Origin of the sequence: Paraburkholderia phenoliruptrix (assembly GCF_047325075.1) — a bacterium.
In the GTDB taxonomy this organism is placed as follows: Bacteria; Pseudomonadota; Gammaproteobacteria; order Burkholderiales; family Burkholderiaceae; genus Paraburkholderia; species Paraburkholderia phenoliruptrix.
The window spans coordinates 1821429-1847605 of sequence record NZ_CP168531.1 but is presented as its reverse complement, the minus strand read 5'-3'; the positions used below and the strand labels follow the sequence as shown (position 1 = coordinate 1847605).

The window sequence follows — 26177 nt, the reverse complement described above, 5'->3', positions numbered from 1 at the left end:
GGCCGCTTTTTCGTTGGCGCGCCAGCATCATGCGAGCGTTCGTGCTACAAAGCCGGAAGCCGCGCCGGCGCATTCTCTTTGCCGGCTGCATTTCGCGTTCCACGCTGCGCCCGCCTGCATGCCTTGCGCAAGTCGGCACAGGCGCCGGCCTCTGCGCTCTGCGCACCTCGTCCCGCGCGCAGCTTCCACTCCGCTTCATGAAAAAAGGCTTCTACACCATCATCGCGGCGCAGTTCATTTCGTCGCTCGCGGACAATGCCCTGCTGATCGCCGCCATTGCGTTGCTATCCGTGATCCGTTCCGCCGCCTGGGTCACGCCCTTGCTGCAGATATTCTTCACGGTCTCGTACGTGCTGCTCGCGCCTTTCGTGGGCGCCTTCGCGGACGCCTTGCAAAAGCGCCATGTGATGTTCATCTCCAACGCGCTGAAGGCAAGCGGCTGCATGATGATGATCGCAGGCGTGCATCCGATGATCGCCTACGGCGTGGTCGGCTTCGGCGCGGCCGCGTATTCGCCGGCGAAATACGGCATTCTCACGGAGCTCCTGCCCGCCGAAAAACTCGTCAAGGCGAATGCATGGCTGGAATCGGCGACCGTGCTGTCGACGATCGTCGGCACCATGGTGGGCGGCGCGCTCATCAGCACATTCGCCGACAGGTTCGTCGCGCACGCGCATCTGCCGCTGATCCGCTCGTCGGCCGATCTGGCGATGTTCGCGGTCATGCTCACCTACGCGATCGCGGCCGCCATCAACATCTTCATTCCCGATACCGGCGCGCGCTATCCGAACCGGCTGTCGGAACCGACGAAGCTCGTCAGCGACTTCTATCACTGCTTTAACGTGCTATGGGCCGACAAGCTCGCGCAGATTGCGTTATGGGTCACGACGCTCATGTGGGGCGGCGCCGTCACGATGCAATTGCTGGTGTTGAAATGGGCCAACGTGAACCTCGGCCTGTCGCTCTCGAAGGCGGCCGTCATGCAAGGCGTGACCGGCCTCGGCATCGCCGTCGGCGCGGCTGCCGCGGCGGCGCTGATTCCGCTGCGCCGCTCGCTCAGCGTGCTGCCCGTCGGCATTCTGACCGGCGCAGTGGCGATTGCCATGGCCTTTTACAACAAGAACCTCTTTCCGGCAGGCGCCGGCCTTCATTTCGGTTCCTATGTCGCGCCGGTCTACATCGTGCTCGCTTATCCGCTGATGATCCTGCTCGGCGGCCTGTCGGGTTTCTTCATCGTTCCGATGAACGCAATTCTTCAGCATCGCGGCGCGACGCTGTTGTCGGCCGGACATTCGATCGCGGTGCAGAATTTCAACCAGAATCTCGCCGTGCTGCTGATGCTGGGCGCGTACGCGCTCCTGCTCACGGCGAAGATGCCGGCGCAGTGGATCATCGTCGTGTTCGGCGTGTTCATCACGTTCATGATGTGGCTCGCAAAACGGCGCAGCGCGGCGAACGAACGCACGTCCAATATGCACACGCTTCTGGAGGAATGACGGCGGTGAAAGCGCTGCGCAGCGGCTTCACCACGGACACGCGGAGCGCAGCGACGCACGGCGGACGGCGACATGACGGCGCGGCGCACATTGGCCATCCGGCCAGGGTCCGCTCACCGCGCCGGCGGGTTAAACTCACGCCCTGAACAGCTAAAGCAGAAAGACACCGAGGATGGGCACTCAAACCGCAGCGGCCAGCGACGTCGCACAACATACTCCCATGATGCAGCAGTACCTGCGCATCAAAGCTGAGCATCCGGGCACGCTGGTGTTCTACCGGATGGGCGACTTCTACGAACTCTTTTTCGACGACGCGGAAAAAGCCGCGCGTCTGCTCGATCTCACGCTCACGCAGCGCGGCGCGTCGGCGGGCAACCCGATCAAGATGGCGGGCGTGCCGCATCACGCGGTCGAGCAGTATCTGGCCAAGCTCGTGAAGCTCGGGGAATCCGTCGCGATTTGCGAACAGATCGGCGACCCGGCCACGTCGAAGGGTCCGGTCGAGCGCAAAGTGGTACGCGTCGTCACGCCGGGCACGCTCACGGACGCCGCGCTGCTCTCCGACAAGAGCGACGTGTTTCTGCTGGCCATGTGCGTCGCGCACAACCGCCGCGGCATCGCGACGAGCGTCGGGCTCGCATGGCTGAATCTCGCAAGCGGCGCCTTGCGGCTCGCCGAAGTCGCGCCCGATCAGGTCGCCGCCGCGCTCGAACGGATCGATCCCGCGGAAATTCTGGTCGCCGACACGGCCGCCGACTCCGCAAGCTGGACGCCGCCCACCGGCGCGCGCGCGCTGACCCGGGTGCCTGCATGGCATTTCGACGTCGCCTCGGGTACGCAGCGCCTGTGCGATCAACTGGAAGTCGCGGGCCTCGACGGCTTCGGCGCGCACTCGCTCACCTGCGCATGCGGCGCGGCGGGCGCGTTGCTGCTGTATGCGGCCGCCACGCAAGGCCAGCAACTGCGACACGTGCGCAGCCTCAAGGTCGAATACGAATCCGAATATATCGGCCTCGACCCCGCCACGCGGCGCAACCTCGAAATCACGCAGACGCTGCGCGGCACGGAGTCGCCCACGCTGTGCTCGTTGCTCGACACCTGCTGCACGACCATGGGCAGCCGTTTGCTGCGTCACTGGCTGCATCATCCGCCGCGCGAATCGGCGGTCGCGCAGTCGCGCCAGCAGGCTATCGGCGCGTTGCTGGAGGCGCCCGCTAGCGCCGATCTCGACTCGCTGCGCGGCGCGTTGCGGCATATCTCGGACATCGAGCGGATCACCGGCCGCCTTGCGCTGCTGTCGGCGCGACCGCGCGATCTGTCGAGCTTGCGCGATACCTTCATCGCGTTGCCGGAACTGCGCGCGAGGCTCGCCGCGGTTTCGTCGAATGCGGAATCGCTCGCACGCATCGACGCGTCGCTCGAGCCGCCGCAAGCTTGCGTCGAACTGCTCACGCGCGCCATTGCGCCCGAGCCGGCCGCCATGGTGCGCGACGGCGGCGTGATTGCACGCGGCTACGACGCCGAACTCGACGAACTGCGGGATATGTCGGAGAACTGCGGGCAGTTCCTGATTGACCTGGAAACGCGGGAACGCGCGCGCACCGGCATCGGCAATCTGCGGGTCGAGTACAACAAGGTGCACGGCTTCTATATCGAGGTCACGCGCGGCCAGACCGACAAGGTGCCGGACGATTATCGCCGCCGTCAAACCTTGAAGAACGCCGAGCGTTACATCACGCCGGAATTGAAGACGTTCGAAGACAAGGCGTTGTCCGCGCAGGAACGCGCGCTCGCCCGCGAGCGCTCGCTCTACGACGCGCTGCTGCAGGCGCTGTTGCCAGTCATTCCGGACTGCCAGCGCGTCGCGTCGGCGCTCGCGGAGCTTGACCTGCTGGCTGCTTTCGCCGAACGCGCTCGCGCGCTCGACTGGGTCGCACCGAGCTTCTCGCTGGAGGCGGGCATCGAGATCGAGCAGGGCCGGCATCCGGTGGTCGAAGCGCAGGTCGAGCAATTCATCGCTAACGACTGCACGCTCACCGCCGAGCGCAAACTGCTGCTCATCACCGGGCCGAACATGGGCGGTAAATCGACGTTCATGCGCCAGACCGCGCTGATCGCGCTGCTTGCCTACGTGGGCAGCTACGTGCCGGCACGGCGCGCGGCATTCGGCCCGATCGACCGCATTTTCACGCGCATCGGCGCCGCCGACGATCTCGCCGGCGGCCGTTCGACCTTCATGGTCGAGATGACCGAGGCCGCGGCCATTCTGAACGACGCCACGCCGCAAAGCCTCGTGCTGATGGATGAAATCGGCCGGGGCACCTCTACCTTCGACGGCCTCGCGCTCGCATGGGCCATCGCGCGGCATCTGCTCGCGCACAACGGCTGCCACACGCTCTTCGCGACGCACTACTTCGAACTTACGCAGTTGCCGGCGGAATTTCCGCAAGCGGCCAACGTGCATCTGTCGGCGGTCGAACATGGACACGGCATCGTGTTCCTGCATGCCGTCAACGAAGGACCGGCGAATCAGAGCTACGGTTTGCAGGTCGCCCAGCTCGCCGGCGTGCCCAACGCGGTGATCCGCGCGGCGCGCAAGCACCTTGCCTATCTCGAACAGCAGTCGGCGGGGCAACCGGCGCCGCAGCTGGATCTGTTCGCCGCGCCGCCTCCCCTGCTGCTCGAAGACGCGGACGACGAACCGCACACCGCAAAGGAGTCGCCGGCCATGCAAGCGCTTGTCGAGCGTCTGCGCGGCATCGATCCGAACGATCTGCGACCGCGCGAAGCGCTCGATCTGCTGTATGAACTGCACGAGCTGGCCGCGGCGCCGGATGCCGATCATTGACGCACGCGGTCTCGTCAAGCGCCCGCGCGGACTCCGCGCGGCACGCATTACTGCCTTCACGCTAGCGCTCGGCCGCAAGGCGCGCCTCATGGCCTTGGATTCGGCCTTCGGCTCGGCCCTTGCTTTGGCCTCATGGTGGGCGGCATTGCCGGCTCATGCGGAAGCGCCCGCCTTCAGCTTCGCCGTCATCGCGAACACGATGCAAAGTCCCGCCGACGAAGCGTCCACGCAGCGGCTCATCGACGCAATCGGCCGCGAGCGAGGCGTGTCCTTCATCGTGTACGACGGCAATCTCAAAGGCGCGAAAGAAGCCTGCCGCGATGCGCTCTATGAACGGCGGCATGCGGTACTCGAGACTTCGCGGCCGGCGCTTTTTTTTGTTCCGGGCCAGCATGACTGGGTGGATTGCGCGAGTGCCCAAGCCGGCGGCTTCGATCCGGTCGAGCGGCTCGACCAGTTGCGCCAGACGCTGCTTGGCGACGCCGATTCGATGGGTCAGAACCCGATTCCGCTGACGCGCGAAAGCGAGGTCTCGCGGTTTCGTCCTTATCGCGAAAACGTGCGCTGGCAGGTGGGCGACACGGTGTTCGTCGGGCTGAACGCGCCGAGCCCGAACAATCACTACCTGACGGCGGGCGGCCGCAACGGTGAATTCGAAGACCGCGTCATCGCCAACGCATTCTGGCTCGAGCATGCCGGCGAATATGCGAAGCGCCGCGGCGCACGCGCGATTGTCGTATTCATTCAGGGCGATCCCGATCCCGAGCGCTATGAACGGCCGGAGCGTTTTGCGTGGCTGCGCTTCGGGCGCAATCCGCGCCGCGACGGCTTTCTGGAATTCAAGCGCAGCCTCGTAAAGCTCGCGCAGATCTTCCATGGCCCCGTGCTCGTGATCCATTCCGACGACGAGCGCGCAAGCGCCGGCTTCCTGATCGATCAGCCGTTACGCAATGACAAGGGGAATCTGGTGACGAACCTCACGCGTATCGCGCTTGCGCCGCATGATCGTCTTAACCAGTGGATTCAGATAGATGTGGACTTCGACAGAAGGCCGCCGTTGCGCGTGACTCTGCGCGATGTGCCGCGACAAATGCCGATGCCGGCAACGCCGCCTCCATTACAAAGAGACGAGCCGGCCGCCTCGATGCCGGCGGTGCCGTCGCTCGGGCCGGCCTCCGAGTTGCCGCCGCTGCTACAGCCGCCCGGTCAGCCGCAACCCGACTCGCAGCCGCTCGAACAATTGCCGCGCATACCGGCCGACCAGGGCGGCGGCGGATACGGGCCGGCGACCGCCATCCCGCCTGCACAGCGGAATGTGCAGGGGGCACCGGGAGCCTGGGGGACTTCCGGCGTACCCGGCGCACCCGCAAGCTCAGTGCAGCGTGGGCCCTGACTTGCCGCCTTCGTCGTCCGCGTCGTCGTCTTCGTCGAGCACTTCGAGACCGTCGGCGCCATGCGCGTGCTCGTGCTGGATTTCGTCTTCGGTCGCGGGGCGCACGTCTTTCACCGTCAGCGCGAAACGCAGCGCCATGCCGGCGAGCGGGTGGTTGCCGTCGAGCACCACCTTGTCTTCCGCAACGTCGGTGACCACGTAGACGAGCGAATCGAGATCCTCGTCGCCTTCTTCCGGCGTGCCTTCGAACTGCATGCCGACTTCGAGCGGTTCCGGAAAGCGATTGCGCGGCTCGATCTTCACGAGTTCCGGATCGTACTCGCCGAATGCGTCTTGCGGCTCGAGCTGGATCTGGGTCTCGAAGCCGGCCTCGTGGCCGTCGAGCTCTTCCTCGATCTTGGGGAACGTGCCATCATAGCCGCCGTGCAGATAGACCATCGGCTCGTCGCTCTCTTCAATCAGATTGCCCTGCGCATCCGACAGCTTGTAGGCGACCGACACGACGGTGTTCTTTGCGATTTTCATTCGATTCTCCAGAATACAACTCACATTATACGATGCCCAGGCGGCCCACTGACCACCCGGCCGAAGCAGCTTCGGCGGGCCCTTCGACGGGCCATTCGGCAAACCATTCGTCATCGGCTGAAAAGCCGGCTTGCCCGATTCTCCCGCCCTCGCCCGACACGCCCACGCCGCTCCTAGGCAACCTCACGCCGTCGCAATTCATGCGCCGGTATTGGCAGAAAAAGCCCCTGCTGATCCGCCAGGCCATTCCGGACGTCGAGGCGCCGCTCTCGCGCGACGAACTGTTCGAACTGGCGGATCAGGACGACGTCGAGGCGCGCCTCATCACGCACTTTCGCAACAGGTGGCAATTGGAGCACGGCCCGTTCGCGCCGGACGAACTGCCCTCGCTGAAGCAACGCGCGTGGACGCTCCTCGTGCAGGGCGTCGACCTGCACGACGACCGCGCGCGCGCCCTGCTCGAGCGCTTTCGCTTCGTGCCCGACGCACGTCTGGACGACCTGATGATCTCCTACGCGACCGACGGCGGCGGCGTAGGACCTCACTTCGATTCCTACGATGTGTTTCTTTTGCAAGTAAAAGGCAAGCGGCGCTGGCGGATTAGCGCGCAGAAAGATCTGACGCTGCAAGCAGGCCTGCCGTTGAAAGTTTTACAGAACTTTGCGGCAGAACAAGAGTGGGTACTGGAGCCCGGCGACATGTTGTATCTGCCGCCGCATATCGCCCATGACGGTGTCGCGGAAGGCGAATGCATGACGTGTTCGATCGGCTTTCGTGCGCCGTCGGCGGGTGAGCTCACAGCCCACTTCCTCTACCATCTCGCCGAACGCGGCGAAGCAAGCGGCCAGGCGGGCGCGCTTTACCGCGACCCTCAGCAACCCGCTGTGGAGCGCCCGGCTGAACTGCCGCCGGCGCTCGTCGAGTGCGTTGGCGCAATCCTTGCTGGAATAACGTGGAATGAGCAGGACATTGCGTCGTTCCTTGGCACGTACCTCAGCGAACCCAAGCCGAGCGTCGTCTTCGATCCGCCGCAAAGGCCGCTCAACGAAGCCCGTTTTATCAGTCAGGCATCGAAATCCGGTGTGCGATTGGATCGCAAGACCAATCTGTTGTACAACCGCCGCTTTTTCTTCCTAAACGGAGAGAAAACCTCATTCGATGGTTCGAAAAAGTGGTTGTTTGACCTCGCCGATCACCGGTGTCTGAGTGCGAAACGCTTTGTAACACTCTCGCACGATTCGTCGGTGACAGCACGGCTGCACGAGTGGTATCGTGCGGGCTGGATACGGATAGGCGAGCTTGCCTAGCATCGCGTGTCTGTTATACACAGTACATTGAAATTTTGTATGAGAAAGACAACGTATTGACCCCGGATTTATGGATTGTCAGTACGAAAGTGCATATAATTTCCGCCCAAGCCGTAGGGAAGATTCCTGCTCGTCAAAAGAGCGTCTCCACCAGCGGCCCAGGTCGGTGTTGGAGCACATTACCGGTATTATTTTGCGCTGTTGCTTACCTTTAACCATAAAAGGACGTGATCATGAAGAAATCCCTCCTCGTAGCATCCCTGTTGGCAGCTGTGGCACTGGCTGCATGCAACAAGAGCAACGACCAAGCCGCTGCACCGGCTAGCGACGCAGCTGCCGCTTCGGCACCGGCTGCCGCTGCTTCGGATTCGGCTGCTGCTGCTTCGGGTGCGGCTGCTGCTGCGAGCGACGCTGCTGCTTCGGCTTCGGCCGCTGCTTCGGACGCAGGCGCTGCTGCTTCGGCTGCTGCTCCGGCTTCGGGCGCAAGCCAGTAAGCTGTCGCGTAGGGTTAGCCTTCGGGCGAAAACTGCACCGGGAGATTTTTGCGATTTCCCGGGCGGTAAAGCAAAACGCCACGGACTCACATCCGTGGCGTTTTGCTATTCAGGCGTCGCTTTTTGCGATCCAGTTGGCGCGATGCCACGGCGGCTATGGAGCCGCGCGCTCTTCAAAAAACTCGCGCACCACCTCGATTTCACGCGTGCGCTTGAACGGCGGCAGGCTTTGCCAGATCCGGCGACCATACGGTTTATCGACGAGACGCGTATCGCAGATCATCAGCACGCCGCGGTCGGTCTCGGCGCGAATCAGTCGCCCTGCACCCTGCTTTAGCGTGATCACAGCCTGCGGCAGCTGATGAACCGCGAACGGGCTCAGACCTTTCTTCGTCAGCGCATCGAGCCGCGCTGACAGAACCGGATCGTCAGGCGGCGCAAACGGCAGCTTGTCGATCACGACGAGCGACAGTGCATCGCCTCGCACGTCGACACCTTCCCAGAAACTCTGACTGCCGACGAGGATCGCGTTACCGTACGCGCGAAATCGATCGAGCAGCTCGGTGCGGCTCGCATCGCCCTGAACGAGCAGCGGATAGTTCCAGCCGCGCGCCTCGATCACGTCGCGCAATTTCGCGGAGATGCGGTCCACGGCGCGCAACGTGGTGCACAACATGAAGACGCCGCCGCCCGATGCTTCGATCGCCGGCAAGGCGGCGTCGAACACCGCGTCGGTAAACATCGGCGACGAGGGCTGCGGCAAATTGCGCGGCACATACAAAAGCCCTTGCGACGGATAGTCGAACGGGCTCGGCAGGGTCATCGAACGTTTGGCGTTCAGGCCCATTTGCGCGGCGTAGTGCGTGAAGTCGCCGCGCACGGACAACGTGGCCGACGTGAAGATCCACGCGCGCGGCACGCCGGCGCGCTGCTTGGCGAAGATCGGCGCGACGGAAAGCGGCGTCTCGTGCAACTGCACGGTATGCGCGAAGACTTCGATCCAGCGCACCTTTTCGTTCGGGTCGGCGCGCTCGCTCTGGCTCTGCGCCCCGCCGCTTTCAGCCGCGTTCACGGTCTCACGCTCGAGCTCGGTAGGCGGCGTCGTCCAGCCGGCCAGCACCGTTTGCAATTCGCGTGCGCGCCGTAGACAGGCGCCGATCGACTCGGCACGCTCAGCCTGCCCAGAGAGTGCGGACGCGAGCGCGTCCAGCTCGGTTTCGAGTGCTTCGAGCGCCGGGAACAACGGGTGATCGTCGGGCAACTGGCCGATGGACAGGCGCACCGAATCTTCCTTGAACGCGAGCCGCACGTCGCGCGCGGCACGTTCCAGCGTGGCGCCAAGCTTGACCCAATCGACGGCGTCGCGCGCATGGCCCAAACCCTCGGCCACCGAATCGCGCGCGAGCTCGAGAAACTGCGCGGTGGAAAGCGTCTCGCCGAAAAACAGCGTGGCCGTCTCAGGAAGCTGATGTGCTTCGTCGAAGATGATCGTATTGGCAGTAGGCAGCAGCTCGGCCATGCCGGTGTCGCGCAGCATGATGTCGGCAAAAAAGAGATGGTGATTCACCACCACGATGTCCGCCTGCTGCGCCTCGCGACGCGCCTGCATCACGAAGCAGTCCTTGTAATGCGGACACTCCTGGCCAAGACAGTTATCGCGCGTCGACGTGACCATCGACCACACCGCCGCCGTTTCGGGCACGCTTGCCAGCTCGGCCTTGTCGCCGGTGCGCGTGATCTTCGCGAAGCGGACGATGTCCTGCAGATACGAGGTTTCCTGGCGCGAAGGCAAGCGGCCGTTATCGGCCGTGCGTTGCAGATAGTAATGACAGAGATAGTTCGCGCGGCCCTTGAGCATGGCCACCGACACAGGCACGGCGAGCGCGTCGCGCACGGTCGGAATATCACGCTGAAAGAGCTGGTCCTGCAGATGCTTCGTGCCTGTCGACACGATCACCTTGCCGCCCCACAGCATGGCCGGCACGAGGTACGCATAGGTCTTGCCGGTGCCGGTGCCGGCCTCGACGATCAGCGTGTTCTCGCCGCCGTCGAGCGCCTGTGCTTCGTCGGCCTCGGGCGGCTGCGCGGCGGCGTCGGCGCCGCCCGTTGGCAGTCGCCGTGCGGGACGCTTTTGCGCCTCGAACATCGCAGGCTCGGGCATCGCGCGGCCCGATGCTTCCATGGCGGCGGCGACGGCGCGCGACATTTCGATTTGCGACGCCCGCGAGCGATAGCCGTCGATCTGCCGCGCGAGCAAGCCGTTGTCGGCGAAAATCTCGTTCAGCTCGGCGGCGCGGCGAGGATCGAGCGACGCACTGAGCGCAGACGCGGCAGCACGCGGCGCCGGAGCGCCGGTGTCTGAAGCGTCGTCGGCGCTACGCGCGCGTCGTGGAGTTTCAAGCGGTGAGTTCAAGGCAAGCGTTTCCTGCAAAGTCCGGTCCGCGCGGCGCGCGCCCGGCGCCTGCCAGGCCGCGAACTCAGGCGCGTACGTCCGGTTCAAGCTGCAACTGCAGCAAGATGATGGTGTCCTTGACTTTGAGTTTGCGCTTTTTCAGGCGCCGCAACTCGAAGTCATCGATGCCGGGCTCGTCCGACATTCGGTCGATCAAACGGTCGAGCCCACTGTGTTCCGATTCCAGTTGCAGAATCCGGTCGCGAAGCGTGTCCGCGTTGATGACCTGATGTTGATCCCGCATGCTCGCCTCCGCTCGACTGTAGCGTGGGCTGCATGGTTGCCATGTTCAGCCCGTTGCCTGAGGTTGCTGTCCGGCTCAAAACGCGTTACGGCGACTGTCTCCAATACGGCGTACATTCGCTACGACCTGCACTACCGCGATATTACAACCGCGTACAACCGCGCGCCGCCCTGCGGACGTACCACGTGAGCGCAGCGACAGCCCGACATGAGCACGGCAGCGCGCGCGGCTGACTACTGTTGCTGCTGTTGCTGCTGTCTCTGCTGCTCTTCCAGCTGCTTCTGCTGCTTCAACTGTTCCTGACGTTTCTGCTCGGCCTTTTCGGCAGCCTGCTTCTGGCGTGCTTCGACGTCCGCTTTGTGTTGAGCCGCTTCGGCCTGTTTCTTTGCGAAGCTCTGCTGTTTCTCGACGCGCTCCTGCGCTTTCTGTGCGCCCTGCCGCCGGGCCTCCTCGAGCTTGCGCTGGAAGTCGCCCTGCTTCTGATCGTACGCCCGCTGATTGGCCGCCGCCTGTGACGGGCTGATGCCGCGCTGCGCCTGATCGATTGCGTGCTGACGCTGCTTTTCCTCGTAGGCCTCGGCGTTGGCACTGCGCTGCGGCGCCTCGGCATTGCGCTGGGCCTGGTCGAGTTCGTGCTGGCGCTGCTTCTCTTCGTATGCCTGTGCGTTACGCGCGTCTTCGGCGGCACGCTGCGGCGCACTCGCCTCGTCCTGGGCGCGCTTGAGCGCCGCCTGTTCGTCGCGCTTGCGGGCGCGCTCCGCGCGCTCCTCGCCGTCGAGCGCAAGCTGCTCCTTGCGAATCTGCGCCTGCACCGTGCGCATTTCGTCGCGCGCCTTGTTCAGACAGTGATTGACGAAAAAATTGCTGTAACAGTTATGCTCGGCGACGCCATAGCGATAATTGTTTTCCTCGGTGCGTTGATCCAGCGCTTTCTGGCGCGCGTCGAATTCGCTGTCGAGGGTTGCCGTGCTTGCAGTCGCATCCGAGGCGGCCTTCGCCTCGGCGCTCGCGCCCTGCGTGCCAGGCTGGGTTGACGCCGCGGACTGCGCCGCAGCAGGCGCCGGCATGACCAGCACCGCCGCCACGACAAATGCCGCGCAACATGCCAGAAACGTGCGGCCCGCCAAAAGCGCGCCAATATCAATACGAGTCGGCTCAGCTCGCCGCGAAGCGGACGGCCGGCGCACCGCGAACGGCGGCAAATGTGGCGAGCAGGAGACCGGGCGCGAGCCCTGGCGATTGAACAGAAAGGAGGTTCGCAACGGAATTGGCAACGTGATTAGCAACCGGATGGGCAACGTCAAAGAGGGTCGACGGAACATGCCCGAAATTCTATCACCCCGGCGCGGTTGAGCCCTTTGGCATTTGTGGCAAAATGCCCGGCTCCAGCAATCGGGTCGCAGCGCGCACGCACTGCATGCGGGGCGCCGCAAGGCGCCGCCGGCGCACGGCCCTTGACCGAGTCCGCAGGAAACCCAACAGCTTATGACGGAAACCGTAGCACTCAAGATCGTCCAGCGCATCGCCGCCGAACTGTCCGTCCAGCCGCGCCAGGTCGCGGCCGCGGTGGAACTCCTCGACGAAGGAGCGACTGTTCCGTTCATCGCGCGCTACCGTAAGGAAGTGACCGGCAATCTCGACGACACGCAGTTGCGCAACCTCGAAGAGCGCCTGCTGTATCTGCGCGAGCTGGAAGACCGCCGCGCGGCGATCATCGCGAGCATCGACGAACAGGGCAAGCTCACCGACGAACTGCGCGCCGCGATCGAAGGCGCCGACAGCAAGCAGGTGCTCGAAGACCTGTATCTCCCGTACAAGCCGAAGCGCCGCACGCGCGCGCAGATCGCCCGCGAAGCCGGCCTGCAGCCGCTCGCCGACGCGCTGCTCGGCAATCCGCTGCTCGACCCGCAAACCGAAGCGGCGGCCTACGTGGACGCCGAGAAAGGCGTTGCCGACGTCAAGGCCGCGCTCGACGGCGCGCGCGACATTCTCTCCGAGCAGTTCGGCGAAACGGCAGAGCTGCTCGGCAAGCTGCGCGATTACCTGTTCAATCAGGGCGTGGTGTCATCGAAAGTGGTCGAAGGCAAGGAAACCGCTGAAGAAGAAAAATTCCGCGACTACTACGACTACGCGGAAACGCTGCGCACCGTGCCGTCGCATCGCGCGCTCGCGCTGTTCCGCGGCCGCAATGCCGGCGTGCTGGTGATCAAGCTGGGCCTCGGCGAAGAACTGGACGCACAGGTGCCGCATCCGGGCGAGGCGCTGATCGCACGTCATTTCGGCATTGCCAATCAGAACCGTCCTGCCGACAAATGGCTCTCGGACGTGTGCCGCTGGTGCTGGCGCGTGAAGGTGCAACCGCACCTCGAAAACGAGTTGCTGACCAACTTGCGCGACGAAGCCGAGCACGAAGCGATTCGCGTGTTCGCGCGCAATCTGAAGGACCTGTTGCTGGCCGCGCCGGCGGGACCGAAGGCCGTGATCGGCCTCGATCCGGGCTTGCGTACCGGCGTGAAGGTGGCCGTGGTCGACCGTACCGGCAAAGTGCTCGCCACCGACACCATCTATCCGCACGAGCCGCGCCGCGACTGGGACGGCTCCCTCGCCAAACTCGCGCGGCTGTGCGCGCAAACGCAGGCCGAACTGATCAGCATCGGCAACGGCACGGCCTCGCGTGAGACGGACAAGCTCGCGAGCGAACTGATCGCGCGTCATCCGGAACTGAAGCTGCAGAAGATAGTCGTCTCCGAGGCGGGCGCGTCCGTGTACTCGGCGTCGGAACTGGCGGCCAAGGAGTTTCCGGACATGGACGTGTCGCTGCGCGGCGCGGTGTCCATCGCGCGTCGCCTGCAAGACCCGCTCGCGGAACTCGTGAAGATCGAGCCGAAGGCGATCGGCGTGGGCCAATATCAGCACGACGTGAACCAGCGCGAACTGGCGCGCTCGCTCGACGCCGTGGTCGAAGACTGCGTGAACGCGGTCGGCGTGGATGCGAATACCGCGTCGGTCGCGCTGCTCGCGCGCGTGTCGGGACTCAACGCCACGCTGGCGCGCAACATCGTCGACTATCGCGACGCGAACGGCCCGTTCCCGTCGCGCGAGCATCTGCGCAAGGTGCCGCGTCTCGGCGACAAGACATTCGAACAGGCGGCGGGCTTTTTGCGGATCAACAACGGCGAAAATCCGCTCGACCGCTCGTCGGTGCACCCGGAAGCGTATCCGGTCGTCCAGCGGATTCTTGCAAAGATCAACAAGCAGGCCGGCGAGGTGCTCGGCAACCGCGACGCGCTGCGCGGCCTGTCGCCCGCCGAATTCGTCGACGATCGTTTCGGTCTGCCGACGGTGCGCGATATTCTGCTCGAACTGGAAAAGCCGGGCCGCGATCCGCGTCCGGAATTCAAGACCGCGACGTTCCGCGAAGGCGTCGAAAAGGTCAGCGACCTGACGCCCGGCATGGTGCTCGAAGGCGTGGTGACGAACGTGGCCGCATTCGGCGCGTTCATCGACGTGGGCGTGCACCAGGACGGTCTCGTGCACGTGTCGGCCATGTCGACGAAATTCATCAAGGATCCGCACGAGGTCGTGAAGGCCGGGCAGATCGTGAAGGTCAAGGTGCTCGAAGTCGACGTGAAGCGGCAACGTATTGCGCTCACCATGCGTCTTGACGACGAGTTCGGCGCGGCCGCGGCTCGCAGCGGCGGCAGCCAGCAGGATCGCGGCAGCTTCGGCCGTTCGGGCGGCACCGGACGCGGCGCGCCGCAACGCGCGCGCGAACCCGAACCGGGCGGCGCAATGGCCGCGGCGTTTGCCAAGCTCAAGCAGAAGTAAGCAACCTGTGCGTTCGGTGTGTGCAGCAACGCCTGCGTATCACCGAACGCACGCCGTCTCTCATCCATGTGGGAGGAGGCAATAAAAAACCCACGCAACGGCGTGGGTTTTTTTACTTGCGGCAGAGACGTCGCGATGTCTGCATGCGGCGCACTCGCGGTGCACAAGCGGCGCCGTCAGATTTCGATCTTGGTTCCCAACTCCACCACGCGATTGGCCGGAATGCTGAAGAAGTCGGTCGGCTTCGCGGCGTTCTGATGCATCCACGCGAACACGCGCTCACGCCATACCGACATGCCGGGCAATTGCGTAGGCACGACCGTTTCGCGCGCGAGGAAGAACGACGTGTCCATCAGCTCGAACGTCATGTCGTGCGTGCGCGCGATTTCCGTGAGCACGGCCTTCACGTCCGGCGTCTCGTTGAACCCGTAGGCGGCCTTCACCAGATACAGACCGCCGTCGATATTCCTCACCGTCACGCGCTCTGCGTCGTTCACATACGGAATGTCGCGCGTGATGAAGGTCAGGAAAATCGTGCGCTCATGCAGCACCTTGTTGTGCTTGAGGTTGTGCAGCAGGCTGACCGGCACGAGCGAGTCGCTGCCGGTCAGGTAGATCGCAGTGCCGGACACCCGATGCGGCGGATGCGCGAGCAGACCCTGCAGGAACGGCATCAGCGGAATACCGTCCGCGGCCGTGCGCTCCTTCACGATCATCCTGCCCTTGAACCACGTCATCAGCAGGAAGAACAGCAGCGCGCCGATACCGAGCGGCAGCCAGCCGCCCTCTTCGACCTTCAGCAGATTCGCGCCGAAAAAGCCGAGATCGATCGTCATGAACACGCCGATGATCAGCGCGACGAGAATCTTGTTCCAGTTCCACACCTTCACCATCACGACGCAAGCGAGGATCGTGGTGATGACCATGGTCGCGGTCACGGCAATGCCGTAGGCCGCCGCGAGGTTATCCGAGCTCTTGAACGCAATCACGATGCACAGAATGATGAACAGCAGCATCCAGTTCACCACGGGCACATAGATCTGACCGATAGCCAGCTCGGACGTATGCAGAATCTTCATGCGCGGCACGTAGCCGAGCTGGATGGCCTGGCTCGTCAGCGAATACGCGCCCGAGATCACCGCTTGCGAAGCGATCACGGTGGCGACCGTCGACAGCACCACGAGCGGCAGCAACGCCCATTGCGGCGCAAGCAGGAAGAAGGGATTTTCGATCGCCTTCGCGTCGTGCATCAGCAGCGCGCCCTGGCCGAAATAATTCAGCACGAGCGACGGCATGACCAGCACATACCAACCCATGCGAATAGGCTTTGCGCCGAAGTGCCCCATGTCGGCGTACAGCGCCTCGGCGCCCGTCAGCACCAGCACCACGGAGCCCAGCACCACGTAGGCTTGCAGCACGTGCGCCGCCATAAACGTGTACGCGTAATACGGGTTCAGCGCGCGGATCACATTCGGCGATTGCACGATATGCCAGAGCCCGAGCGCGGCCAGCACGACGAACCACAACACCATGATGGGACCGAACAGCCGGCCGACCATCGCCGTGCCGTGCCGTTGAATCCAGAACAACAGCACGAGAATGACGATGGTGAGCGGCAACACCAGATGGGACAGATGAGGCGCGGCGATTTCGAGACCCTCGACCGCCGAAATCACCGAAATGGCGGGAGTAATCACCGCGTCGCCGTAAAACATGCAGGCGCCGAAGATGCCGAGCATCATCAGCAAGCCAGCCATTTTCGATTTTTCGTCCAGCGAACGCAGCGCCAGCGCCATCAGCGCGAGCACGCCGCCCTCGCCGTTGTTGTCCGCACGCATGACGAACAGCACATACTTGATGCCGACCACGATCACGATCGCCCAGAAAAGCAGCGAAATCACGCCCAGGATGGATTGCTCGGTGAGCGGAATGCCGTGCGACGGGCTGAACGCTTCCTTGAGCGCATACAGCGGGCTCGTGCCGATGTCGCCGAACACCACTCCGATCGCGGCCAGCGCGAGGGAAGGCAGTGGCTGCTTGTGCACGTGATTGTTATCTGTCATAAACGCGAGGAAATCCGTTTCCAGGGCGGAAAAAACGACCGCTATTCTAAACCGCCCGTCTGAAGCCGCCCGGCTTGTTGTGGATACACCACGTGGACGGTCCGCGCAGTGTAGCACTGCGACCTGGGCGCGTCTGCTGCGCAAATTGCTGTTCGGCCAATGTCACCGCGCGCCGACGAAGCGCCGCGCAAGGCGGCTTGCGCATAAAAAAACGGAGCCCAATCGGGCTCCGCTCGGCATGCGCGTACAACGCATCACTTTTCCGAGGACTCCTGCGCTTGCGCCATGCCGCGCTTGATCCACGCGCCCAGGTTGTGCGGGCGAACCGTGTCCCACTCCTCGAACGGTTGATGAATCCACGGATTGGTCGGCAGGTACTGCACGTGATAATCGGGCTTGACCTTGGAACAGCCCTTGTACCAGAGCACCGCCGAACGAACCGCCGTGATGGCCGGATAGCGTTCCTTCAGATGCTGCTGAACACGCGCGAGCGTCACACCCGAATCGACGAGGTCGTCGACCAGCAGCACATTGCCGTGCAGCTCGCCGCGCGTCATCGTAATGTATTGCGCGATGTCGAGCTCGCCCTGCTCCGTGCCGGCTGCTTCGCGATACGAACTCGTGGCGAGTATGGCAAGCGGCAGATCGTAGATGCGCGAAAGCTGGTCGCCCACGCGCAAACCGCCGCGCGCGAGGCACAGGATCTTGTCGAACTTCCAGCCAGACTCATGCACGGCGAGGGCCAGCAATTCGATCAGCCGGTGATATTCGTCCCAGCCGACCCACAGGTTTTTGTCGTCGTTGCGCGGATCTTTCATCGCAATCATGGGTACACCTTGCACCATCGCTTAAGCCTTGAACGGATGACGTAGCAGAATGGTCTCGTCGCGATCCGGACCGGTCGACACCATGTCGATCGGAATGCCCGCCACTTCCTGCACGCGCGACAGATACGCACGCGCGTTCGCCGGCAGCTTGTCCCATTCCTTGATGCCCACGGTGCTTTCCTTCCAGCCCGCGAACGTTTCGTAGACCGGCTCGCAGCGCGCGACTTCCGACGCGCCGCGCGGCAGCAGATCGACGTTCTGGCCGTCGACGGTATAGCCCACGCACAGCTTGACTTCGTCGAGGCCGTCGAGCACGTCCAGCTTGGTCATGCATAGGCCCGACACGCCGTTGATCTGGATCGAGCGGCGCAGCGCGGCGACGTCGAGCCAGCCGGTGCGGCGCGGGCGGCCGGTGACCGAACCGAATTCCTTGCCCACGGTGGCAAGTTCCAGACCGATGGCTTCCTGGCGCGCGGCGTTGTCCGCGTCGTACAGCTCGCTCGGGAACGGGCCCGAACCGACGCGCGTGCAATACGCCTTGGTGATGCCGAGAATGTAGTTGAGCTTTTGCGGACCGACGCCCGCGCCCGCCGTTGCGGCACCCGCGACGCAGTTGCTCGACGTGACGAACGGATAGGTGCCGTGGTCGATGTCGAGCAGCGTGCCTTGCGCGCCTTCGAACAGCAGGTTGCTGCCCGCGGCATTCGCATCGTAGAGACGGCGCGACACGTCCGTGACCATCGGCTTCAGACGGTCGGCGTAGCCCAGCATCGTGTCGAGCGTCTGCTGGAAGTCGACAGCCTCGACGCCCAGGTACTGCGTCAGCACGAAGTTGTGATAGTCGAGGTTTTCGCGCAGGCGTTCGGCAAACGTGGCCGGCTCGAACAGGTCCTGCACGCGCAGACCGCGGCGCGCCACCTTGTCTTCGTAAGCCGGGCCGATGCCGCGGCCGGTCGTGCCGATCTTGCTCGCGCCACGGCGCGCTTCGCGGCCCTGGTCGATGGCAATGTGGTACGGCAGTATGAGCGTGGTGGCTTCGGAAATGAAGAGGCGCTTCTGGACATCGACGCCGGCGGCTTCGAGTTCGCCGATTTCCTTGAACAGCGCTTCCGGCGACAACACGACGCCATTGCCGATGTAGCACGCGACGCCGGGATGCATGATGCCCGACGGAATCAGACGCAAGATGGTTTTCTTGCCGCCGATGATAAGCGTGTGTCCGGCATTGTGACCGCCCTGGAAGCGAACGACGCCTTGAGCGTGGTCCGTCAGCCAGTCGACGATCTTGCCCTTGCCTTCATCACCCCACTGGGTTCCCACGACGACGACGTTACGCCCGGGGTTCACATTCACTGCGCTGGCAGACATGTTGTTTCGTAAGCTGGTTAAAAACGTATTTTACCTATGTTCGCGGACGCTTCCGGAATTTTTCCGTTTCCGCTCAACGGTATGCACGTTATGGTGGGTATGGCAAAAGGCGCGCGGCCGGTCATGGCCGACGGCCGCGCGATGGTCGGCGACGCATACAGGACCGGTACGGCGCCCCTTTAAAGTGCCCGCACAAAAGCCCGCGGGCGGCGCGATCGAGGCACGCTCACGCGCGCGGTTCGACGGTCCATGCGCCGTTGCGCTCGACCAACACGCGGTCGAACGCGAATTCATCCAGATCATGCTCGTGCCCGGGCAACGCCTGGATCACGACTTCGCCGGCATCGCGCAATGCGGCGACGCTCACGCGCAGCGAGTCGTCGTGCTGCCAGGGCGCGAGGATCGCGCTGCTGCGCGCCTCCACCGGCGAAATGCGCGCGACTTCGCGAAGGTCGAGCGAGAAGCCCGTTGCCGCCCGTGCGCGGCCGTACGCCTGCCCCACGTGGTCATAACGGCCGCCGCGCGCCACCGCGTTCGGCACGCCGTCGACATACGCGGAGAACATCACGCCGCTGTGATACGCGTAGCCGCGCAGATCGGCCAGGTCGATCATGACTTCGGCGCCTTCCACCTGGCTCGCGAGAAACGCGAGGTCGTCGAGCGCACGGGCGATGGCCGGCGCGTTCGGCAGGCGCGCGCGCGCCTCGTCGAGCACCGAGGCGTCGCCGTAAAGCGAAGGCAGCGCGCGCAGGGCATCGCGCGTGACGGCCGTGAGGTTCGCGGTCAGTTCGACGAGCCGAGGCACATCCTTGCCGGCCAGCGCGTCGTACAGCGATTGCCCGAGTTCCGCGGCCGCCGGTTCCGCTTCGATCAGTGCCGCGAGCACGCCCGCGTGGCACAAGTCGAGGCGCACTTTGCCGAGTCCGGCGAGGTGCAGCGCATCGAGCATCAGTTGCTGGATTTCGAGGTCGGCTTCGAGACCCGCATGGCCGTAGATTTCCGCGCCGATCTGGATCTGCTCGCGCGTGGCGTGCAGACCGCGCGGGCGCGTATGCGCGACGTTCCCCGCGTAGCAAAGCCGCGTGACGCCCTGGCGGTTCAGCAAATGCGCGTCGATGCGCGCGACCTGCGGCGTGATGTCGGCGCGCAAACCGAGCGTGCGCCCGGACAACTGGTCGACGAGCTTGAAGGTGCGCAGATTCAGATCGTGCCCGCCGCCCGTGAGCAGCGACTCGATGTACTCGAGCAGCGGCGGCATGACCATCTCGTAGCCGTACGAACGAAAGCGGTCGAGCAGGCGACGCCGCAATTCTTCGATCTTGCGGGCCTCCGACGGCAGCACGTCGGCAATGTTCTCGGGAAGTAACCAGGTCGACATCGATACAGTCCTACGACGTTGAACGCGGCGGCAGAATGCGCCGGTAATGAGTGTGAATGGCAAGCCAAGGCCTGATTCTGGCGGCTTCGGCAGACGGCGGCCGCCCAACCAGCGGCTCACCGGAATCGCCGGCAATCCGCAGCGGTTCCTGTCAAGCCGCGCAGTCGCGGACGCGGGAACAGTCGGCCTTGCGGTTCGCGCCTTGCGTCGCCGGGGCGCTCTGCGTCAGGTCACGAAAAACAGCAGAACAAGTCCGAGCAGCATGACGATCAGGCCGCCTATGCGGATCTGATGCGCCGGCCGTTCCGCTATTTTACGGAACGTGTCGCGCCAGGCGCTCGGAAAAACGAATGGGAACATCCCCTCGATAACCAGCATCAACGCGATCGCGAGCAGTAACGAGCCGACTATATCCATGCGAAAGAAGGGGCCGCGATGCGAATGCCGCGGCGTGCCCGGTTGTTAGTGTTTGCGCGAGGCCGCGGAAGCGTCCGGGGCTGCGCCGCCGGTCGGACTACGCATGAAGCGGAAGAACTCGCTGCTCGGATCGACCACGATCACGTCGCCGGGCTTGAAGGTGTTCCGGTACGCCTGCATGCTTTGATAAAACTGATAGAACTCCGGATCGCTGCCGTATGCCTGCGCGGCGATCTCCGCTGCCTTTGCATCGCCCTCGCCCTTGATGGTTTGCGCCTCGCGGTAACCGTCCGCGAGGATGGCCTGCTGCTGGGCGAGCGCGTCCGCCTTGATCTTGTCCGCCTCGGCGGTGCCCTTCGCGCGTTCGTCGGCGGCGATCTGTTCGCGCTCCGCGATCATCCGCTTGTAGACCGAGTCCGCCATGGAGGCCGGGAAATCGACGCGCGTCAATTGAACGTCCACCACCGAGACGCCGAGCGATGCCGCCGTCCTGTCCATCGCGCCGCGCGCCTCGTCGGCGAGTGCCTGCTGTTTGGCGAGCGCGTCGGCGAGCGTGTACTTGCCGAACGCGTCGGTCAACGCGCCGCGCGCGACGAGCGCGAGACGCTCCGGCAGGCTTTGAACGTCGCCCTTCGTTTCAGCGAGCAGCTTGAGCGGATCGGTCACGCGGTACTTGACGACCGGGTTTGCCAGCAATTCGTTTTTGTCCGCGGTGACGTAGCGGTCCTCGTCCGGCGCGTCGAGCGACTGGATGCGGTTGTCGACGAGCGTCACGGTTTGCAAAGGCGGCGGCAACTTCACGTGCAGCCCGGGGCCGAGCAAGGCAGGCGCCGCGTCGCCGCGCGAGGACAGCACGGCCATATGACGCTGGTCGACTACGAATACCATCGACGAAGCGGCGAACAGCAGAATGACAACTGCAATGACGAGCGCAATGATCTTGTTCATGTTGTGCGCTCCTTATTGAACGTCGTCTTCGCGCATACGGCTGCGGAAGGATTCGCGCGAACGCAGCGGATCGCTGCTCGCCGCCGGGCGGCTCGCAGGCGTGGCGGCTGCGGCCGAAGCAGCACCCGACGCCGCCGCACCTGCGGTGGCAGCCGCCGATCCAGCCGCGCCGGATGCCGCGGTCGCAGCCGATGCAGCCGCCGCGGCCGCGGTGGCATCGGCCACGCGCTGACGCGTTTGCTCGACGAGCTTGTCGAGCGGCAGATACAGCACGTTGTTGCCGCCGCGGTTGTCCACAAACACCTTGGTCGTATTCGAATAGATCTGCTGCATGGTTTCCAGATACATGCGCTCGCGAATCACCGCCGGCGCCTTCGAGTACTGCGCATAGACTTCCTTGAAGCGGTCCGCGTCGCCTTGCGCCTGAGCAACCGTCTTGTCGCTGTACTTTTTCGCGTCGTCGATCTGGCGCGCCACATCGGCTTGCGCGCGGGGCAGCAGGTCCTGGGCGTAGGCCTGCGCATCTCGCTTCGCACGCTCGTTTTCCTGACGCACCTTGGCGGCCTCGTCGAACGCGGTCTGCACCTGGTCGGGCACCTGCACCGCCTGGATCGTCACGCCGGTGACGGCGAGACCCGACTGATACTGATCGAGCGACTTCTGGATGGCCGCCATCAACTGCTGCCGGATTGCTTCGCGGTCCTGATCAAGAATCTCCTCGCCGCTGCGGGCCCCGACGATGCCGCGCACCGCCGCCTGAGCAGCCTGCATCACGCTCTGGTCGGGATCGACGCTGCGAAAAAGGTAATCGGTCGGCTTGCGGATCTGGTACTGCACGGCAAAACGCACGTCGACGATGTCCGCGTCGTGCGTCAGCATGGACGCGTCTTTCACATTCGCCACGCGCACCACGTTGTTGCGGCCGATTTCCACCTGACGAACCTGGCCGATATTGACGAGCTCGTGGGTCTGGAACGGATACGGCAAGCGCCAGTGCACGCCGTGCGCGGCCGTGTAACGATACTGGCCGAACTGCATGACGACGCCGGCCTGGCCGTCCTGCACGACGAACACCCCGCTGCCGAGATAGATGGCGACCAGCACGCCGATCACGATGCCGACGCCGATGCGCGCGCCACGGCCGTTGTCAGGGCGCCCGCCGCCGACGCCGCCGCCCTTGCGGCCGAACATCCGGCTCAAACGACGGTTGAAATCCCGCCACATCTCGTCGAGATCGGGCGGACCTTCACCGTCCTTGGTCTGCGGGCGCTTCGGCTCGACCGGCCGCTGGCGCTCGCCATTGCCGTCGCCACGGCCCCAACGCGGATCGTTCAGTGAAAGCATGGCGCGCATGCGCGGCCAGATACTCCGCTCGTTGTAATCGTTCACCTGTGTTCGTTCACCAGAGTAGACAGCGGGTCAGTGCAGGTCAGTGCAATCGGAACGGGTCAGTGCCCGAGTTCGGGAACCTTGCGGTGCTCGCGTGGTGTTGCCGAGCGGTCTTCTTCCGAGGAGTCCAGCAGCGTGTCGGGAAGAGGTTCGGCAGTCGCGATCTCAGCGATGGCAGCGCGCAATGTATCCAGCCCTTGCCCCGTGCGCGCGCTCAAAAAGACGCGCGAAATATTACCATACTCGTCCCGCTCGACCGCTTCGCCCCGGGCCGCCAATTCGGGCACCGCGTCGATCTTGTTGAATACGAGCACCTGCCGGATCGTGTCCGCACCGATTGCGTGCAATACCTCGTTCACCTGATCGATCTGGTCGAGCCGCACCGCGCTCGACGCATCCACTACATGCAGCAGCAGATCGGCGTGAATGGTTTCCTCGAGCGTGGCGCGAAACGCCGCGACCAGTTGGTGCGGCAACTCGCGGATGAAGCCGACCGTGTCGGACACCACCACCTGCCCCGCTTCGTCGCCGAGATACACGCGCCGCGAAGTGGTGTCGAGGGTCGCGAATAGCTGGTCGGCCGCGTACGCCTGCGCCTTCGTGAGCGCATTGAAGAGCGTGGACTTGCCCGCGTTCGTATAGCCGACGAGCGACACTGACATGGTCTGATTGCGCGAGCGCTGGCGGCGCTGCGTGCCATGCTGGCGGCGCAGCTTGTCAAGGCGCGACTTGAGCGCCTTGATGCGCTCGCCGATCAGCCGGCGGTCGGTTTCGAGCTGCGTTTCACCCGGGCCGCGCAGGCCGATACCGCCTTTTTGCCGCTCCAGGTGAGTCCATGCGCGGATCAGCCGCGTGGACAGATACTGCAATTGCGCGAGCTCCACCTGCAGCTTGCCTTCGTGGCTGCGGGCGCGCTGCGCAAAAATATCGAGAATGAGACTCGTGCGGTCGACCACGCGCCGATTAAGCGCCTGCTCCAGATTGCGCTGCTGGGCCGGCGCAAGAGCGTGATTGAAGATGACGAGTTCGATGTCGTTCGCCTCACACGCAAGACGCAGTTCTTCGGCCTTGCCGCTGCCGACGAACATTTTCGCGTCGGGGCTGGCGCGGCGCCCGGTGAGGGTGACTAGAGGATTCGCACCCGCGCTTTGCGCGAGCAGACTGAGTTCTTCGAGACTGGCTTCGAAATCGATCTTACCGAAGTCGATGCCGACAAGCGCTGCATTGATCAAATTGGAGGGTATCAAAATGAGGCGGCCGGAATGATCGCCGACGGGCGACGCTACGCCGGCCGCGGCGGGGTTAGGACTGTTCGGAATCCGGGTGGAAATTCACCGGACGGGCTGGCACGACAGTCGAGATTGCGTGCTTGTAGACCATCTGGGTGACCGTATTCCTGAGCAACACGACGTACTGGTCGAACGATTCGATGTTCCCTTGAAGCTTGATGCCGTTGACCAGGTAGATCGACACCGGCACATGCTCTTTACGCAGTGCGTTCAAAAACGGGTCTTGTAACAATTGCCCTTTGTTGCTCATAGCAAACTCCGTATTTTTTTGCAGGTTGACTGAATTGACGACAGAAGAAAAAGATATCTGCCGTCAACCGCTACACTATAGCCGATTTTCGTTTTCGCGCGGGGCCCCTGCCGAAGCGGCCAAACCCAACGCACACGCGGGTTTCAGCCTTTGTCCGCGTAAGGGTTCGTCGACGATCTGAACTCTATTCGCAATGGAGTCCCCGTCAGCTTGAAAGTTTCCCGGAAGCGGTTTTCAAGGTAGCGTTTGTACGTTTCGGTGATGGCGTCGAGTGCGTTGCCGTGAATCACGATGATCGGCGGATTCTGTCCACCCTGGTGCGCGTAACGCAATTTCGGCCGCACCGGTCCGCGGCGGCGCGGCTGCTGGAACTCCACCGCCTCGATCAGCGCACGCGTGAGCTTCGGCGTGGGCAGCTTCGACATGGCGGCCGCGTAGGCGTCGTCCACGGAGCGCATCAGCGGGCCAATGCCAGTCTTTTCCGCAGCGGAAATGAAATGGAATTTGGCGAAGTCGAGAAATTTTAGTTTGCGCTCCAGATCTGCTTTCGTGCGCTCGCGCACATGCGAATCCAGCCCGTCCCACTTGTTCACGCCGACCACCAGCGCACGGCCCTGCTCGACCACAAAGCCGGCGATATGCGCGTCCTGGTCTGAAATGTCCTGGCGCGCGTCGAGCAGCAGAATCACGACATTGGCGTCCGAAATCGACTGCAGCGTTTTCACCACCGAGAACTTTTCGATCGCCTCGAACACTTTGCCGCGGCGGCGCAAGCCGGCCGTGTCGATCAGCGTGTAGGGCTTGCCCTGACGCTCGAAGTCCACGTAAATCGAATCGCGCGTGGTGCCGGGCATATCGAACGCGATCACGCGCTCTTCGCCGACAAGCGCATTGATCAGCGTCGACTTGCCGACGTTCGGCCGGCCGACGATCGCGATCTTGATGCCGTGCGCCGCCTTCTCCTCGTCGCTCTCTTCGGGCTGGCCCGCGTACGCGACGCCGAGCGCCTCGTTGATCATTTCCGTCACGCCGTCGCCGTGCGCAGCGGAAATCGCGCGCGGGTCGCCGAGACCGAGTTCGTAGAAGTCCGCCGCCACCGCGCTGTACTTCATCCCCTCCGCCTTGTTGACGACGAGGAAAATGGGCCGCCCGGTCTTGCGCAGATAGTCGGCAATCACCTTGTCTTGCGGCGCGAGACCATTGCGGCCGTCGACGATGAACACGACGATGTCCGACTCCTCCACCGCCTGGCGCGTCTGGCGCGCCATTTCGTGCAGGATGCCGTCTTTCGCGACGGGTTCGAAACCGCCTGTGTCGACGACGAGATAGGGCCGCTCGCCGGTGCGCCCTTCGCCGTAGTGGCGATCCCGGGTCAGGCCGGGCAAGTCGGCGACGAGCGCATCACGCGAGCGCGTGAGACGATTGAACAGCGTGGATTTCCCCACATTGGGGCGCCCGACGAGGGCAATAACGGGTTTCATCAGATGTTGTTCACGGTGAAACGCGGATCGGAATCGACCGTCCGCATGACGACGCCATTGCGCCGCTATACGGCAGCGTTTGACGCAAATTATCACGAATTCGACCAGTCCCGGCTGCGCTAGCCAGCGGCGCGCCGAGGCGGACGGGGGTTTGGCTGGTTGGGCAGCGCCGTCGGGCTG

General features: G+C 63.9%; 20 protein-coding genes. 6 read left to right on the top strand and 14 right to left on the bottom strand.

What is annotated here, in order from left to right; all coding sequences use genetic code 11:
• The first annotated feature begins 197 nt into the window (after positions 1–197).
• The 3 genes from lplT (at position 198) to ACEN8U_RS20435 (ending at position 5737) form a co-directional block, all read left to right on the top strand.
• Complete coding sequence (gene lplT / locus ACEN8U_RS20445; RefSeq protein ID WP_041746296.1) at positions 198–1496, top strand: lysophospholipid transporter LplT; 1299 nt, start codon at positions 198–200, stop codon at positions 1494–1496.
• Between the two features lie 172 nt (positions 1497–1668).
• The gene (gene mutS, locus ACEN8U_RS20440) at positions 1669–4344 is read left to right on the top strand and encodes a DNA mismatch repair protein MutS (RefSeq protein ID WP_041745534.1); all 2676 of its coding nucleotides are present in this window, start codon (positions 1669–1671) and stop codon (positions 4342–4344) included.
• Entirely contained in the window at positions 4331–5737 is a 1407-nt protein-coding gene (locus tag ACEN8U_RS20435; RefSeq protein ID WP_015003145.1) for a hypothetical protein, read from the top strand. The genes mutS and ACEN8U_RS20435 overlap by 14 nt, the downstream gene beginning before the upstream one ends.
• Here ACEN8U_RS20435 and ACEN8U_RS20430 read toward each other — a convergent pair.
• A complete protein-coding gene (locus ACEN8U_RS20430) occupies positions 5717–6262 on the bottom strand; it encodes an FKBP-type peptidyl-prolyl cis-trans isomerase (RefSeq protein ID WP_013588869.1) in 546 nt (181 codons plus the stop codon). The two genes, ACEN8U_RS20435 and ACEN8U_RS20430, sit on opposite strands and share 21 nt — an antisense overlap.
• A gap of 32 nt (positions 6263–6294) precedes the next feature.
• Between ACEN8U_RS20430 and ACEN8U_RS20425 the strand changes: the two genes are divergently transcribed.
• Entirely contained in the window at positions 6295–7569 is a 1275-nt protein-coding gene (locus ACEN8U_RS20425) for a cupin domain-containing protein (RefSeq protein WP_015003146.1), read from the top strand.
• 233 nt (positions 7570–7802) lie between these two features.
• Positions 7803–8063, top strand: a complete 261-nt coding sequence (locus ACEN8U_RS20420; protein ID WP_081588221.1) for a hypothetical protein — start codon at positions 7803–7805, stop codon at positions 8061–8063.
• A gap of 154 nt (positions 8064–8217) precedes the next feature.
• On the opposite strand, the gene ACEN8U_RS20415 is transcribed toward ACEN8U_RS20420, so the two are convergent.
• The 3 genes from ACEN8U_RS20415 to ACEN8U_RS20405 all read right to left on the bottom strand — a co-directional run bounded on the left by ACEN8U_RS20415 (position 8218) and on the right by ACEN8U_RS20405 (position 12081).
• Positions 8218–10476, bottom strand: coding sequence for an ATP-dependent DNA helicase (locus ACEN8U_RS20415; protein ID WP_041746298.1), 2259 nt, complete (start codon positions 10474–10476; stop codon positions 8218–8220).
• Between the two features lie 64 nt (positions 10477–10540).
• Complete coding sequence (locus ACEN8U_RS20410) at positions 10541–10759, bottom strand: DUF465 domain-containing protein (RefSeq protein WP_013588872.1); 219 nt, start codon at positions 10757–10759, stop codon at positions 10541–10543.
• Positions 10760–10992: 233 nt separating this feature from the next.
• Complete coding sequence (locus ACEN8U_RS20405; RefSeq protein ID WP_015003149.1) at positions 10993–12081, bottom strand: hypothetical protein; 1089 nt, start codon at positions 12079–12081, stop codon at positions 10993–10995.
• Between the two features lie 163 nt (positions 12082–12244).
• Between ACEN8U_RS20405 and ACEN8U_RS20400 the strand changes: the two genes are divergently transcribed.
• A complete protein-coding gene (locus tag ACEN8U_RS20400) occupies positions 12245–14587 on the top strand; it encodes a Tex family protein (protein ID WP_015003150.1) in 2343 nt (780 codons plus the stop codon).
• 176 nt (positions 14588–14763) lie between these two features.
• Here the strand turns inward: ACEN8U_RS20400 and ACEN8U_RS20395 are convergent, their stop codons facing one another.
• From ACEN8U_RS20395 to der, 10 genes are all read right to left on the bottom strand, one after another.
• Positions 14764–16650: a potassium transporter Kup gene (locus ACEN8U_RS20395; protein WP_015003151.1), complete on the bottom strand. Its 1887-nt coding sequence runs from the start codon at positions 16648–16650 to the stop codon at positions 14764–14766.
• A 254-nt stretch (positions 16651–16904) separates the two neighbouring features.
• Positions 16905–17495 (bottom strand): phosphoribosyltransferase, encoded by a 591-nt coding sequence (locus ACEN8U_RS20390; RefSeq protein ID WP_013588876.1) that lies wholly within the window; start codon positions 17493–17495, stop codon positions 16905–16907.
• Between the two features lie 3 nt (positions 17496–17498).
• Positions 17499–18845 carry an adenylosuccinate synthase gene (locus ACEN8U_RS20385; protein WP_041745537.1) on the bottom strand — a complete coding sequence of 449 codons (1347 nt, stop codon included), beginning with the start codon at positions 18843–18845 and terminating at the stop codon, positions 17499–17501.
• A 226-nt stretch (positions 18846–19071) separates the two neighbouring features.
• Positions 19072–20223 carry an ATP phosphoribosyltransferase regulatory subunit gene (locus ACEN8U_RS20380; RefSeq protein ID WP_013588878.1) on the bottom strand — a complete coding sequence of 384 codons (1152 nt, stop codon included), beginning with the start codon at positions 20221–20223 and terminating at the stop codon, positions 19072–19074.
• 225 nt (positions 20224–20448) lie between these two features.
• On the bottom strand, positions 20449–20640 hold the full coding sequence (locus tag ACEN8U_RS20375) for a DUF2065 domain-containing protein (RefSeq protein WP_013588879.1): 192 nt from the start codon (positions 20638–20640) through the stop codon (positions 20449–20451).
• A gap of 45 nt (positions 20641–20685) precedes the next feature.
• Entirely contained in the window at positions 20686–21588 is a 903-nt protein-coding gene (gene hflC, locus ACEN8U_RS20370) for a protease modulator HflC (RefSeq protein ID WP_015003154.1), read from the bottom strand.
• A 12-nt stretch (positions 21589–21600) separates the two neighbouring features.
• On the bottom strand, positions 21601–22977 hold the full coding sequence (gene hflK / locus ACEN8U_RS20365; protein WP_015003155.1) for an FtsH protease activity modulator HflK: 1377 nt from the start codon (positions 22975–22977) through the stop codon (positions 21601–21603).
• 59 nt (positions 22978–23036) lie between these two features.
• Positions 23037–24224 (bottom strand): GTPase HflX, encoded by a 1188-nt coding sequence (gene hflX, locus ACEN8U_RS20360; protein ID WP_175126356.1) that lies wholly within the window; start codon positions 24222–24224, stop codon positions 23037–23039.
• Between the two features lie 55 nt (positions 24225–24279).
• Entirely contained in the window at positions 24280–24516 is a 237-nt protein-coding gene (gene hfq, locus ACEN8U_RS20355) for an RNA chaperone Hfq (protein ID WP_006051315.1), read from the bottom strand.
• A gap of 143 nt (positions 24517–24659) precedes the next feature.
• Positions 24660–25997: a ribosome biogenesis GTPase Der gene (gene der, locus ACEN8U_RS20350; RefSeq protein WP_013588883.1), complete on the bottom strand. Its 1338-nt coding sequence runs from the start codon at positions 25995–25997 to the stop codon at positions 24660–24662.
• Positions 25998–26177 lie beyond the last annotated feature (180 nt).

What these genes read in the sequence shown, in the direction of transcription:
- ACEN8U_RS20405 (WP_015003149.1), bottom strand. Translation starts at nt 12,081, where the DNA reads ATGTTCCGTCGACCCTCTTTGACGTTGCCCATCCGGTTGCTAATCACG.
- ACEN8U_RS20435 (WP_015003145.1), top strand. Translation starts at nt 4,331, where the DNA reads ATGCCGATCATTGACGCACGCGGTCTCGTCAAGCGCCCGCGCGGACTC.
- hflC (WP_015003154.1), bottom strand. Translation starts at nt 21,588, where the DNA reads ATGAACAAGATCATTGCGCTCGTCATTGCAGTTGTCATTCTGCTGTTC.
- der (WP_013588883.1), bottom strand. Translation starts at nt 25,997, where the DNA reads ATGAAACCCGTTATTGCCCTCGTCGGGCGCCCCAATGTGGGGAAATCC.
- ACEN8U_RS20375 (WP_013588879.1), bottom strand. Translation starts at nt 20,640, where the DNA reads ATGGATATAGTCGGCTCGTTACTGCTCGCGATCGCGTTGATGCTGGTT.
- ACEN8U_RS20420 (WP_081588221.1), top strand. Translation starts at nt 7,803, where the DNA reads ATGAAGAAATCCCTCCTCGTAGCATCCCTGTTGGCAGCTGTGGCACTG.
- ACEN8U_RS20400 (WP_015003150.1), top strand. Translation starts at nt 12,245, where the DNA reads ATGACGGAAACCGTAGCACTCAAGATCGTCCAGCGCATCGCCGCCGAA.
- ACEN8U_RS20390 (WP_013588876.1), bottom strand. Translation starts at nt 17,495, where the DNA reads ATGGTGCAAGGTGTACCCATGATTGCGATGAAAGATCCGCGCAACGAC.
- ACEN8U_RS20425 (WP_015003146.1), top strand. Translation starts at nt 6,295, where the DNA reads ATGCCCAGGCGGCCCACTGACCACCCGGCCGAAGCAGCTTCGGCGGGC.
- ACEN8U_RS20430 (WP_013588869.1), bottom strand. Translation starts at nt 6,262, where the DNA reads ATGAAAATCGCAAAGAACACCGTCGTGTCGGTCGCCTACAAGCTGTCG.
- hfq (WP_006051315.1), bottom strand. Translation starts at nt 24,516, where the DNA reads ATGAGCAACAAAGGGCAATTGTTACAAGACCCGTTTTTGAACGCACTG.
- lplT (WP_041746296.1), top strand. Translation starts at nt 198, where the DNA reads ATGAAAAAAGGCTTCTACACCATCATCGCGGCGCAGTTCATTTCGTCG.
- ACEN8U_RS20385 (WP_041745537.1), bottom strand. Translation starts at nt 18,845, where the DNA reads ATGTCTGCCAGCGCAGTGAATGTGAACCCCGGGCGTAACGTCGTCGTC.
- ACEN8U_RS20395 (WP_015003151.1), bottom strand. Translation starts at nt 16,650, where the DNA reads ATGACAGATAACAATCACGTGCACAAGCAGCCACTGCCTTCCCTCGCG.
- ACEN8U_RS20410 (WP_013588872.1), bottom strand. Translation starts at nt 10,759, where the DNA reads ATGCGGGATCAACATCAGGTCATCAACGCGGACACGCTTCGCGACCGG.
- ACEN8U_RS20380 (WP_013588878.1), bottom strand. Translation starts at nt 20,223, where the DNA reads ATGTCGACCTGGTTACTTCCCGAGAACATTGCCGACGTGCTGCCGTCG.
- mutS (WP_041745534.1), top strand. Translation starts at nt 1,669, where the DNA reads ATGGGCACTCAAACCGCAGCGGCCAGCGACGTCGCACAACATACTCCC.